This window comes from Pseudomonas sp. N40(2020), assembly GCF_014472415.1.
GTDB lineage: Bacteria > Pseudomonadota > Gammaproteobacteria > Pseudomonadales > Pseudomonadaceae > Aquipseudomonas.
In genome coordinates this window covers 80,559-93,167 of record NZ_JACSZV010000014.1, presented here as the reverse complement: position 1 = coordinate 93,167, position 12,609 = coordinate 80,559, and the positions used below count along the sequence as shown (strand labels likewise).

At 59.8% G+C, this 12,609-nt stretch carries 12 protein-coding genes; 3 read left to right on the top strand and 9 right to left on the bottom strand.

The window, feature by feature from the left end:
- Nucleotides 1-27 precede the first annotated feature (27 nt).
- Both IAI51_RS11830 and IAI51_RS11825 read right to left on the bottom strand, forming a co-directional pair.
- Nucleotides 28-1,008, bottom strand: a complete 981-nt coding sequence (locus IAI51_RS11830) for a TerC family protein (RefSeq protein WP_187678652.1) — start codon at nucleotides 1,006-1,008, stop codon at nucleotides 28-30.
- Between the two features lie 172 nt (nucleotides 1,009-1,180).
- Nucleotides 1,181-1,969, bottom strand: a complete 789-nt coding sequence (locus tag IAI51_RS11825; RefSeq protein WP_187678651.1) for an AraC family transcriptional regulator — start codon at nucleotides 1,967-1,969, stop codon at nucleotides 1,181-1,183.
- A gap of 84 nt (nucleotides 1,970-2,053) precedes the next feature.
- Here IAI51_RS11825 and IAI51_RS11820 point away from each other — a divergent pair, with 84 nt between their 5' ends.
- Nucleotides 2,054-3,052 carry a bile acid:sodium symporter family protein gene (locus IAI51_RS11820; protein WP_187678650.1) on the top strand — a complete coding sequence of 333 codons (999 nt, stop codon included), beginning with the start codon at nucleotides 2,054-2,056 and terminating at the stop codon, nucleotides 3,050-3,052.
- Nucleotides 3,053-3,145: 93 nt separating this feature from the next.
- Entirely contained in the window at nucleotides 3,146-3,979 is an 834-nt protein-coding gene (gene ppk2, locus IAI51_RS11815) for a polyphosphate kinase 2 (protein WP_187678649.1), read from the top strand.
- A gap of 135 nt (nucleotides 3,980-4,114) precedes the next feature.
- Here ppk2 and IAI51_RS11810 read toward each other — a convergent pair whose 3' ends face one another.
- Nucleotides 4,115-4,723 carry a LuxR C-terminal-related transcriptional regulator gene (locus tag IAI51_RS11810; protein ID WP_187678648.1) on the bottom strand — a complete coding sequence of 203 codons (609 nt, stop codon included), beginning with the start codon at nucleotides 4,721-4,723 and terminating at the stop codon, nucleotides 4,115-4,117.
- A gap of 153 nt (nucleotides 4,724-4,876) precedes the next feature.
- On the opposite strand from IAI51_RS11810, the gene IAI51_RS11805 reads away from it, so the two are divergent.
- Entirely contained in the window at nucleotides 4,877-6,463 is a 1,587-nt protein-coding gene (locus IAI51_RS11805) for a hybrid sensor histidine kinase/response regulator (protein WP_187678669.1), read from the top strand.
- A 1-nt stretch (nucleotide 6,464) separates the two neighbouring features.
- Here IAI51_RS11805 and yecR read toward each other — a convergent pair whose 3' ends face one another.
- From yecR to IAI51_RS11775, 6 genes are all read right to left on the bottom strand, one after another.
- Nucleotides 6,465-6,773 carry a YecR family lipoprotein gene (gene yecR / locus IAI51_RS11800; protein WP_187678647.1) on the bottom strand — a complete coding sequence of 103 codons (309 nt, stop codon included), beginning with the start codon at nucleotides 6,771-6,773 and terminating at the stop codon, nucleotides 6,465-6,467.
- 33 nt (nucleotides 6,774-6,806) lie between these two features.
- Nucleotides 6,807-7,121, bottom strand: coding sequence for a hypothetical protein (locus IAI51_RS11795; RefSeq protein ID WP_187678646.1), 315 nt, complete (start codon nucleotides 7,119-7,121; stop codon nucleotides 6,807-6,809).
- Between the two features lie 235 nt (nucleotides 7,122-7,356).
- The gene (locus IAI51_RS11790) at nucleotides 7,357-7,944 is read right to left on the bottom strand and encodes a hypothetical protein (protein WP_187678645.1); all 588 of its coding nucleotides are present in this window, start codon (nucleotides 7,942-7,944) and stop codon (nucleotides 7,357-7,359) included.
- Between the two features lie 662 nt (nucleotides 7,945-8,606).
- On the bottom strand, nucleotides 8,607-9,779 hold the full coding sequence (locus tag IAI51_RS11785; RefSeq protein ID WP_187678644.1) for a cystathionine gamma-synthase: 1,173 nt from the start codon (nucleotides 9,777-9,779) through the stop codon (nucleotides 8,607-8,609).
- Complete coding sequence (locus IAI51_RS11780) at nucleotides 9,776-11,152, bottom strand: pyridoxal-phosphate dependent enzyme (protein ID WP_187678643.1); 1,377 nt, start codon at nucleotides 11,150-11,152, stop codon at nucleotides 9,776-9,778. Before IAI51_RS11780 ends, IAI51_RS11785 begins: the two co-directional genes overlap by 4 nt.
- A gap of 215 nt (nucleotides 11,153-11,367) precedes the next feature.
- Nucleotides 11,368-12,303, bottom strand: a complete 936-nt coding sequence (locus IAI51_RS11775) for a Ppx/GppA family phosphatase (RefSeq protein ID WP_187678642.1) — start codon at nucleotides 12,301-12,303, stop codon at nucleotides 11,368-11,370.
- Between the last annotated feature and the right edge of the window lie 306 nt (nucleotides 12,304-12,609).

Below are 12,609 nucleotides of genomic sequence, written 5' to 3'. Positions count from 1 at the left end.
AATGAGCAGGCTTACTCGCACAGGGGCTTATGGCGACTGGTTCTCCGGCGTTTTGTCTCTGGTCAGCAGCAGACTCAACAACACCGACCCCAGGATCACCCCACCCACCACCGCCAGCGACCACTCCACCGGCATGTGAAACCACGGCATCAGGGTCATCTTGCCGCCAATGAATACCAGCACAATCGCCAAGCCGTACTTGAGCAGATGAAAGCGGTCGGCCATGTCCGCCAGCAGGAAGTACAGCGCGCGCAGGCCCATGATCGCGAAGATGTTCGAGGTGAAGACGATAAACGGGTCAGTGGTGACGGCGAAGATCGCCGGGATGCTGTCGACCGCAAACATCAGATCGCTGGCCTCAATCAGCACCAGCACCAGGAACATTGGCGTTGCCCAGCGTACGCCGTTCTGCAACACGAAAAACCGTTCGCCATGAAAACCGCTGGTGACGCGCAGATGCCCGCGCACCCAGCGTAATAAAGGATTTTTTTCCAGATCCGGCTGCTGATCGGCGAACACCAGCATCTTGATCCCGGTGATGATCAGGAACACGCCGAAGGCATACAGAAGCCATTCAAACTGCGAGACCAGCCACACACCGGCGAAAATCATCACCGCGCGCATCACGATTGCCCCAAGCACACCGTACAGCAACACCCGGCGCTGCAATTCCGGCGGCACTGCGAAGTAGCTGAAGATCATTACGAAGATGAACATGTTGTCGATCGACAGCGATTGCTCGATCAGATAACCGGTGAGGAATTCCAGGGTTTTCTGTCGGGCGATTTCGCCGCCGAACGTGCCGTGCAGATACCACCAAAGCAGGGCTGCGAACGACAGGGCCAACAAGCACCAGGCAATGACCCAGGCCAAGGCCTCGCGAACGGATACCCGATGCGCCTTGCGCCCCCCGAACACAAACAAATCCAATGCCAGCATGGCAAGAACGAAGACGATGAAGGCACCCCACATCCAGGGTTCGCCGATATTGATGTTCGTGGCTGGCATGTCACGCTCCCTGTCTTTGGTTGTAAGAGGGTCAGACGAGGCCATGCTAACGACGAGTTTGTGGCAAAGAAAAATCGTTTATTTCTTGGTCAGAGTTCGATAAAACCGAAGTGTCGGGGGGTAAAGCGGCAACCCGATGCTTGCTCGTTTTCCGGAAAACATGTTTGGCGCCTCAACGAAAAAACTCCCCCGGCGTTTCCCCAAACTGTTGACGAAACGCCGCGATAAACGCCGACGTCGAGTCATAACCACAGGCCAGCGCGACGTCCGTGACGCGCTCGCCTTTCTCCAGCGGTGTCAGGGCGCCGAGCAGGCGCAGGCGCTGGCGCCAGGCGCGGAAGGTCAGGCCGGTGTCGCGCAAAAACAGACGCGTGAGGGTTTTTTCGGTGACGCCGAGTTTCTCGCTCCAGTGGCTCAGCGTGGTTTGCTGTTCCGGGCGTTGCTCCAGGCTTTGGTAGATCTGCCGCAAGCGCGGGTCCTGCGGCAACGGCAGCATCAGGTCAATGTGCGGGGCATCGACCAGTTGATCGAGGATCACCTGCGCAAGGCGCCCATGCGCGCCGTTCTGGTCGTATTCCACCGGCACCTGACTGAACGCACGGATCAGTTCCCTGAGCAAATCGCTGACGCCGAGCACATGGCAATGCTCAACCGCCCAACCGACGACGCTGCAATCGATGTACAGGCTGCGCATCTCGGTATGTGGCGAGCTGAATACCCGATGCGGTACGCCGGCCGGAATCCACACCGCGCGCTCCGGCGGCGCAACGAACCGCCCAGCGCTGGTCTGCACCTCAAGCACACCCTGAATTGCGTAGGAGAGTTGCACCCAAGGATGACTGTGGCGCCGGGTCAGTGCGCGATTGGGCAGCGATTCGGTGCGTCCGTACAGCGGGCGTGGCAGGCTTGGCAGCCCGGGAATACTGCGCCGGATACTTTTGTCATGTCCTTTAGGCGGCATCTGAAGGCTCTTCGGCGTTAGTCGGTAATTGGCTGTCACGTTAGAGTCGTCGTCACGCACTGGCAACCCCCGGATAAACACATCATGACGCGCCCAAGATTCCTCCCCGACAATTTCACCCTGACGCTGATAGGCGTCGTGCTGCTAGCCAGCTTTCTGCCCGCCAGCGGTCAGGTCGCGGTCGGCTTCGGCTGGCTGACCAACATTGCCATCGCGCTGCTGTTTTTCCTGCACGGCGCCAAACTGTCGCGGGAATCGATCATCGCCGGTGCGGGCCATTGGCGCCTGCACCTGTTGGTGTTCGGCCTGACTTTTGTCCTTTTCCCGCTATTGGGGCTGGCGCTGAAACCGCTGCTGTCGCCATTGATCGGCGACCAGTTGTACATGGGCATGCTTTACCTCTGCGCGTTGCCGGCCACTGTGCAGTCAGCGATTGCCTTCACTTCGCTGGCCCGGGGCAATATTCCGGCTGCAATTTGCAGCGCGGCCGCGTCCAGCCTGTTCGGGATTTTCCTGACGCCGTTACTGGTGACACTGCTGCTCAATGTGCATGGCGACGGCGGTTCGACCCTCGATGCGATCCTGAAAATCAGCATGCAACTGCTGCTGCCATTCATTGCCGGTCAAATCGCCCGTCGCTGGATTGGCGCGTGGGTGGGGCGTAACAAGAATTGGCTGAAGTTTGTCGATCAGGGCTCGATTCTGCTGGTGGTCTACGGTGCGTTCAGCGAGGCGGTCAACGAGGGTATCTGGCGTCAGATTCCAGTCGTTGATCTGTTGGGCCTGGTGCTGGTCTGCTGCATCTTGCTGGCACTGGTGCTGGTGGCATCGACGCTGTTGGGCAAGGCGTTTGGCTTCAGCCAGGAAGACCGCATCACCATCCTGTTCTGCGGCTCGAAAAAGAGCTTGGCCACTGGCGTGCCGATGGCTCAGGTGTTGTTTGCCGGCAGCACCATCGGCGTGCTGATTTTGCCGCTGATGCTGTTCCACCAGATTCAACTGATGGTCTGTGCGGTGCTGGCGCAGCGTTATGCCAAACGGCCGGAGTCGGTGCCGGAACTGATGGCGCAGGTAGACCCATAGGTCGTAGAGGGCGAGAAGAGCGGCGTCATTGGCCTAAAACAGCCTCTGCACCTACGCTGTTCAGCTACCGACGATTAGATGAGGTGTTGGGTTATGGCAAAGGTAAAAGACAAGGACAAGAAAAAAACCGCCAAACACCGCGCCATTGCACCGGCAAAGCTGAAAAACAAGGATTATCTCGAGCAGTTGCGCCGCCTGCATATCGAGGTGGTGAAGCTTCAGGAATGGGTCAAGGCCAAGGGCATCAAGATCTGCATCGTTTTCGAGGGTCGCGATGGTGCAGGCAAGGGCGGTACGATCAAGGCGCTGACCGAACGTGTCAGTCCGCGGGTCTTCCGTGTCGTAGCGCTGCCGGCACCGACTGATCGCGAAAAAAGTCAGATGTATATTCAACGGTACCTTCCACACTTGCCGGCCGCCGGCGAGGTGGTGATTTTTGATCGCAGTTGGTACAACCGTGCCGGCGTCGAACGTGTAATGGGATTTTGCAGTGAAGAGCAGGTGGACGGTTTCCTCAACGCTGTCCCGGCGGTGGAGCGTGCCATCGTCGATTCCGGCGTGATCCTGCTCAAGTACTGGCTGGAGGTAAGTGAGCAGGAGCAGACCCGACGCCTTCAAGCGCGTATCCAGGACGGGCGCAAGATCTGGAAACTGACGCCCATGGACCTCCAGTCCTACAGCCGCTGGTACGACTATTCACGGGCTCGTGATGCCATGTTTGCGGCAACGGATTCCGAACACGCCCCGTGGAGAGTGGCTGATTCGAACGACAAGCGCCGGGCACGCTTGAACATCATCACCGATCTGCTCAGCCGCATCCCGTACAAGGAAGTCGAGCGTGAGCCGGTGATTCTGCCCAAACGCCAGAAACCCGGTGACTATCAGGAGCTGGATCACCCCTTCAAACGTGTGCCGGAAAAATTCTGAAGGAGCGCTGGCGCATCTGCTCCAGCGGTAGTCCGGTGCAGCCGTTGCGCGCGCTTGAAGCTACGGTTATGGCCGAGACTTCCTGTCAGGTCGTGATGGCGAACTCCATGCCAAACGCCAGTAATCGATAAAATGTCATTCACCCACCCCGGAATAACGCACCGCCGCAGCCGCCCGCGATGGCGCGTTCAGCGTGCGCAGCAACGAAGAGACATGAATCCGCACCGTGAACGGTGAAATATCCAGCTCACGGGCGATTTCCTTGTTGGTCTTGCCTTGGGCGATCAATCGCAACACGTCCTGCTGACGGGGCGTGAGGGCGGAGCCGGTCTCCAGCGGCAACAAGCCTGACGGGGCGAATTTCACCAGCACTTCACCTTCACGGATCGCCAGGATCGCCTGGCCGATCTCGCCCGGGGCAATGTTTTTGCCGATGAAGCCGTCGATGCCGGCGATCATGACTTCACCGATCAACGTTTCATCATCGACCATCGACACCACGATCAAGGTGGTACGCGGCAGGCGTCGGCGCAGTTCAGCGAGCTGGCTGACGCAGGTGAGTCCGGGAAAGCGCAGATCCAGAATCAGCGTGTCCGGCTCGTCGCCGCAGGGCAGCAGCGCCATTACGCTGGCCAGGTCGCCAGCCTCTTCGATACTCGCGTCGGGCAGCAGACGCTGGACAGTGCGCAGCATGGCCTCGCGAAACATCGGGTGATCGTCGGCTATGATAATTCGGCATGTCATGGCGTGACCCTCCCTGGGTCAGGCGTTGCATAAGTCATGCACCTTAGCACCGGGCGCAATTGTTGCCTGTAGGCTCATTCCGAATATGACGATTGCGGCACAAGGACGTTAACGACGAAGTTCGAGAAAAACACCGAACTCGACCAGGCCAACCTGCGCATTATCATCGCTGGCATTGCCGTGGTTTATATCGGTGTACTGGGTTTTCTGCCGGGCCAACGCTTCGATACCTACCTGCCTGTGGTCACGTATATCTGTCTGTTTTTGCTGGCCTCGATTGTGCTGCGTCAGACGATTGTGCGCTGGCCGGGGCATTACCCGGCACGACGGATTTTCGCCATGGTTCACGATTACACCGGCACCTGTTTCGGGCTGGTGGTTGGCGGCGAAGCTGCGTTGCCGCTTTATGCGGTGATCATCTGGGTCAACCTCGGCAACGGCATGCGATACGGCTCGCGCTATCTGGCGATTGCCACGGTGTTGGCGTTGCTGGCGCTGCTCTGCGTTTATCGCCTGACGCCGGTGTGGCAGGCGCAACCGTTCATGGTGTTGATGCTGATGCTCACCAGCACGGTGATCCCGTTCTACGCGCACCTGCTGCTGGAACGCACGCGCAAGGCCTCCGAGGAAGCGGTCGCGGCCAATCTGGAGAAGTCGCGGTTTCTCGCCCAGGCCAGCCATGATTTGCGTCAGCCGATTCACTCCATCGGCCTGTTTACCGCGTGCCTGCGTGAGTCGAGGCTGGGGGATGAGGAGCGGCGGCTGGTCGACAACATCGACCGTTCGCTGCTGAATGTGTCGCAGTTGTTCCGCTCGATTCTCGACCTGTACACCCTCGATAACGGGCGGATTCTGCCAAAACTGCAAACCCTGAATCTGGGCGAATGGCTTGCCGATCTGATCCGCGAGAATGCCGAAGCCGCGCGTTGGGCTGGCGTGGAACTGCGCTTGCGACCCTGTCATTACTGGGTTCGAACCGATCCGTCGCTGCTCGCGACCATGGTGCAGAACGTGCTTTCCAACTGTTTCAAATATGGTGCGCAGCGGCCGGTGCTGATCGGTGTGCGCACGCGCGGAGCAGGGCTGGCTATCGTGATTTACGATCAGGGCAGCGGCATTGCCGAAGAGCATTTGCCAAAGGTATTCGAGGAGTTCTACCGGGTTCGCCAAGTGCGTGACAAAGATGTCGAAGGTGTGGGGCTGGGCCTGTCGATCGTCAAGCGCCTGGGGCAGTTGATTGATCTTGATGTCGCGTTGCGCTCGCGAATCGGTCGGGGTACGGCTGTCATCATGTCGGGGCTGTCCACGACTGCGCCGCCGCAGCTATCGGTCAATCGCGATGAAGCGCGCCAGTTCGGCCTGTTGACCGGGCTGAAGGTGTGTCTGGTGGAGGATGATCGCAACGTATTGATGGCGACATCGGCGTTGCTGGAGCGCTGGGGCTGCGTGGTGCAGGCCGAGCTGACGGGGCAGGACTTGACCACCGATTGCGACATCATTGTTGCCGATTATGATCTTGGCGCCCATGCCACTGGTATCGAGTGTATTGACGAAGTGCGCCGCCAACGCGGCTGGGCGGTGCCGGCAATGATCATCACCGGGCATGAGATCGAAAAAATACAGGCGGCCTTGCACGACCGCCAAATTGCCATCCTGTCCAAACCGGTACGCCCGGTCGAGTTGCGCGCGACCTTGCGTGCCCTGCGCGACCGGCAAACCGAGCCGGTCGAGCAGGTTTGAGTCAACGCTTGCAGAGGTAATCCTGAGTGATGGTGGTTTGCAGGCAGTTGTACTGACCCATGGTGCGGCAGATGTTTTTCTCAGAACCGGTGACCTCGGCGTTTTTGTAGCCCCAGGTCTTGCAGCGCTGTGCAGCGACGGTCAGGCCTTGTTCGGCGCTGGTCTGGCCGCTTTCGAACTGGCCCAGCTCGTAGGAGACCTGGACGACACCATCGTTCTTGCTGCCGCCAGTGGCTTCCCATTGTTTTGGTGTGGCGCAGCCGGTCAAAAACAGGGAGGCGAGGGTGAGAGTTGCGATCAGGGTTTTCATGACGGAACGTAGTCCTTTACCGAGGAAGAGGCATTATTGAAATGGAAGCGGCGAGGCACCTTTCGGCAGGCATGACAGCGGTGGCGTCATGATGCCCATGCTCGCCACAGCGATGATTGCGCCGCTGGGCAACTGGCAGTTGTATTCACCGGCCGGGGTGTGGGCGGTGTAGTAGGTGAGGGTGCTGTCGTTACGGATGTTGTCGATTTTCGAGACCGGTTTGCCAATGACGGTCTGGGCGCGCTCTTTCATGCTGGCTTCAGTGGGTTTGATGGTCTGGCAACCGACAAGACCGAGCAGCAGTGCACTGACGACGGTGACTTTGTAGAGGTGTGCATGCAGTTTCATGGTGTTTCTTCCTTGGTGTTGTTCTGATTTCCAGGCACAACGATCCTGCGCACCGCCAAGCGGCAGTGTTGAGGAACATTGGGGGTTGCGGGGGAATATAGCGCCGGGCGGCAGGGCGGTCGATTAGCACAAATGTGCTAGTGCGGCGCCGAACGGACGGCTCTTCGGAGCCGACCGTTGGGTCGAGGGAGAGTTTATTGAGGGCTGTTGAACTGGTCGGAATAACTGCCCGTCATCAATGCTGAGGCGACTCGATCCGAGCCGACACCCACGCGGGAATAGGCGAGGCGATTGGCACCGACCCGGTCAGCGCCATCAGACGCAACCGCACCCGCACCGACTCGATCAGCGCCATCAGACGCGACGGCACCCGCACCGACCCGGTCAGCACCATCAGACGCGACGGCACCCGCACCGACCCGGTCAGCGCCATCAGACGCGACGGCACCGGCACCGACTCGATCAGCGCCATCAGACGCGACGGCACCCGCACCGACCCGGTCAGCGCCATCAGACGCAACCGCACCCGCACCGACTCGATCAGCGCCATCAGACGCAACCGCACCCGCACCGACCCGGTCAGCGCCATCAGACGCGACGGCACCGGCACCGACTCGGTCAGCGCCATCAGACGCGACGGCACCCGCACCGACCCGGTCAGCGCCATCAGACGCGACGGCACCCGCACCGACCCGGTCAGCGCCATCAGACGCGACGGCACCCGCACCGACCCGGTCAGCGCCATCAGACGCGACGGCACCCGCACCGACCCGGTCAGCGCCATCAGACGCAACCGCACCGGCACCCACACGATCCGCCCCATCCGAGGCCAGTGCCTGTGGCTGTGCTGCCCAAACTCCGTGCGCAGTCATCGTTGCTGCTACCGCTAATACAACGCCTGACAAAAGCTTGTGTTTCATGATCTTCTCCACGACCCATCAGCCACACCGCAATTGGGCAATGCCCGCCGTTAGATTTTTGGCGTTCGACTCACTGACTCGGGTCAAGCTGTTTGGCAATTGGCACGGGTGCACCGACTGGCGCACGGGTGTCGATAATTTCGATCGCTTGGAAACGCAACTGGAGAAGTATAGATCGGCATTCGCTGCCCATCCTGCGGGATGACAAGGATATGGGCGATAGTCGTTTCACTTCCTTGCAGGCAGGGGCAAGAAGGAAATCAGTCTAAAAACGCCAACCCGGTTTTCCGTGCGTTTGCTAGGCTCAAAGATGTAGGTGAAGACGCAGACTGATGCGCAATCGGATAGCAAGGGGGCGCGGGGCGCGTTCCGAAGGGTACACGGTTAGAAAGATCTCCGCGCTGAGATCCAGCCCTTACGCCGTGTGAAGCAGCCGAGGCACTACTTTTTCAAATTAGCCCGGTACTGTGAGAAGCCTGATAAACCTTGTAAGCCAGAGACCAGCGCTGGCCGCCTACTCGAACACCAAAGCCCGCATCGTGCGGGCTTTGTCGTTCTTGCAGGACTAGATCTGCTTGAGTGCGTGGGCCAGATCGGCGCGCAGGTCTTCGATGTCTTCGACACCCGCGGACAAACGCACCAGCCCATCGCCGATCCCCAGTTTTGCGCGGGTTTCAGGGGGGATCGTGGCGTGGGTCATGATCGCCGGGTGCTCGATCAGACTCTCGACGCCGCCCAGGCTTTCGGCCAGAGCGAAGATCTTCACGTTCTCAAGAAAGCGTCGCGCGCCGGCCAGATCAGTGTTCAAGTCCACGGAAATCATCCCGCCGAAACCGCGCATCTGCCGCTTGGCCAATTCATGCTGAGGGTGTGATGCCAGACCCGGGTAGTAGACATGTTTGACCTGCGGCTGCTGCTCGAGCCACTGCGCCAGATCCAGTGCGTTGCTGCAATGGCGCTCCATGCGCAGCGCCAGGGTTTTCACACCGCGCAACGTCAGAAATGCATCGAACGGCCCGGAAATCGCGCCGACCGCGTTTTGCAAAAAGCCCAGACGCTCCGCCAGCTCGGCATTCTGCCCGACCACGGCAATACCGCCGATGACATCGGAGTGGCCGTTCAGATACTTGGTGGTCGAGTGCAGCACGATGTCGAAACCCAACTCCAGCGGCCGCTGGATATACGGGCTGGCAAAGGTGTTGTCGGCGACAGTGATGATGCCGCGCGCCCGGCAGATGCGCGCAATGGCGGCAAGATCCGACAGGCTCAACAAGGGGTTGGTCGGCGTCTCGACCATGACCATGCGCGTGTCGTCCTGCAGCGATGCTTCGAACGCTGACAGGTCAGTCAGATCGACGTAGCTGAAACGATGCCCGGCGCTGCGTTGGCGCACTTTGTCGAACAACCGGAAGGTGCCGCCGTACAGGTCATTGCCGGAAATGATGTGTGAACCGGCATCGAGCAGTTCCAGCACCGTGGAAATCGTCGCCAGCCCGGAAGCGAAGGCAAACGCCCGGGTGCCACCTTCCAGATCCGCCACGCAGCGCTCAAGGGCAAAACGCGTCGGGTTATGCGAGCGTCCGTAATCGAACCCCTTGTGCACACCGGGGCTGTCTTGCAGGTAGGTGGAGTTGGCGTAGATCGGCGGCATCAGCGCGCCAGTGGTCGGGTCAGGCTCTTGCCCGGCATGGATCACCCGGGTCGCGAAGCCTTGGGTGTTTTTGTCGTGCTGACTCATGCGAGGGATCTCCGTAATTGGTTGAGCATGTCGGTGCGGGTGATCAGGCCATGGAAGCCTGAAGCGTCGGCGATGATGGCGACGAGGCCGCGGCTGAGCACCGATTCCAGTTCAGCGAGAGGCGCGCCGGGGGCGAGGGTTTGCAGTTTGTCGGTCATCACGCTGGAGACCGATTGACTGAAGCGGGCGGCATCTTCGTGAACGGCCAGCAGAATGTCTGATTCGTCGATCACACCGACCAGTTCCTTGCCTTCAACCAGCACTGGCAGTTGCGAAACGTCCGCCAGGCGCATGCGCTGGAACGCGGTCAGCAACGTGTCGTCTGGACCGACGCTGATGACGCGGCCGTCCTCGAAACGCCGGGCGATCAGATCGCGCAGGTCGCCATAGCCCTTGCGCTGTAACAGGCCTTGGTCGGTCATCCACTGGTCGTTGTAAACCTTCGACAAGTAGCGGGTGCCGGTGTCGCAGACAAAACTCACCACGCGTTTCGGCTCGGTCTGTTCGCGGCAATAACGCAATGCTGCGGCGAGCAGGGTGCCGGTGGATGAGCCGCCCAGAATGCCCTCGGCTTTGAGCAATTGGCGAGCGTGATCGAAGCTTTCTTCGTCACTGATCGAGTAAGCGTGGCGAACGCTGGAGAGATCGGTGATCGACGGAATGAAGTCTTCGCCAATGCCTTCGACCGCCCACGAACCGGGGGTCGGCAGCGAGCCGTCACGGCTGTATTGCGCCATCACCGAGCCAACCGGATCGGCCAGGACCATTTCCAGATCCGGCTGCACGCGCTTGAAGAACCGCGTCAGTCCGGTCAGGGTGCCTGCCGAGCCAACGCCGACCACGATCGCATCCAGGTCATGTTCGGTCTGCGCCCAGATCTCCGGCGCGGTGCTGCATTCATGGGCCAGTGGGTTGGCCGGGTTGTTGAACTGATCGGCAAAGAACGCGCCGGGAATGTCTTTCGCCAGTCGTGCGGCGACGTCCTGGTAGTACTCGGGATGGCCCTTGCCGACATCCGAGCGGGTGATGTGCACTTCAGCGCCCATGGCTTTCAAGTGCAGGACTTTCTCGGTGGACATTTTGTCCGGGACAACCAGCACCACGCGATAGCCTTTGGCACGGCCAACGAGCGCCAGACCCAGGCCGGTATTGCCGGCAGTGGCCTCGACGATGGTGCCGCCCGGTTTAAGGCGACCATCACGTTCGGCGGCGTCGATCATCGCCAGACCGATACGATCCTTGATCGAACCGCCAGGGTTTTGTGATTCGAGTTTGAGGAACAGTGTGCAGGGGCCGGTATCGAAGCGAGTGACTCGTACCAGCGGGGTATTTCCTATCAGCCCCAAGACAGCAGGGCGGGATTCCTTTGACATTCTTCACCTCTTGTTGGTGATGGATCGCGTTCCGTTCGCGGGAAAAGCTCGCATGCAACATAGGCTGTGAAGGGGGCTGCCGCAACCACCCGACGGGCGGAAAAGGCCAGCGATTTTGATCTAACTATAGAACTGAATTGGCGAGGGGATCAGGACGGGGATCGGCGGTGTTGCCGAACAAAAGCCGTGGGGCGGGCGGTGCATGTGGGACAGGATCAGTGTTTGCTCATCAAACCGTGCAAAACACCGAGGCGCAGACCTGGCTCGGACGGCACCATCTGCGCAATGCCGAACACCTTGAACGCTGCCAGCATCAGCACCAGCCCGCCGGGCAGGATGCTTTGGCGGTGGGGTTGCAGACCGGCGAGTTTGAGTTGCTGGACATTGGTCACTTTCAGCAGAAGCAGCGACAGACGCAAGAGTCCGGCGTAGGTAATGCCGTCCTGGCCGAAGTCGTTCAGGCGATTGGCCTTGAGCACCTTCGCCAGCATGCGCGCGGTGCCGGAAGAGCCAATGGTCTGTTGCCAGCCCTGAGCACGATAGCGCCGAGCGACTTTTTCAAATTGCAGGATGGCGAAGCGTTCGGCTTCTTGCAGGGCGCCGGGGGAAACAGCACCGTTTCTAAAAAACCGTGTACTCAAGGTGCCGCTGCCAATGGCAATGCTTTCGGTCAGCAACGGTTGCGAACCTTGGCCGAGAATCAGTTCGGTGGAACCGCCGCCGATATCGACCACCAGGCGCATGTCCTCGACCCCGGGCAAGGTGTGAGCCACACCGGCATACACCAGTCGCGCTTCTTCATCCCCGGAAATGACATCGATGCGAAAACCCAGATGCCGCTCTGCGCTGGCCAGAAACAACTGCGCATTGTCCGCCTCACGCACCGCGCTGGTGGCCACCGCTCGCACTCGTCCCGGCTCGAAACCGCGTAATTTTTTGCCGAAGCGGGCCAGTGCCTGCCAGCCGCGATCCAGAGCCGAAGTGTCCAGCGCACCGCCCTCAAAACCCTCGGCGAGCCGCACCGGTTCCCGCAAGGTTTTGACTTCCTGAATCATCAAGCCCTTTCGGCTGCGCACCGACTGGCCGATCATCAGGCGAAAGGCATTCGAACCCAGGTCGATGGCGGCAAACAGCGAGGCATCTTCTTTCATGGCAATCCTTGCAAAGCATCCGTCTAGGCTGGAGACGGTTTGCGAGGATTCTGCCGTGGGGTTGATGACATCCTGATGACGGCGCGGGGGCGACTGGATGAATTCAGACCTGTCATGACACTGTCATTATCCGCCGACTAAGCTTGGGTCAACACATCGCGTGTTCTTAAAGTTTCTGCTGCCTTCCTGGCAGCTTTTTTTTGCCCCGGATTTGATGCACCCCTGCGTGTTGAACTGCCAAAGGCAACGATCTTTTGATGTTTTTAGATCAGGATCAAGAGATCGCAGCCTTCCACAGCTCCAGCA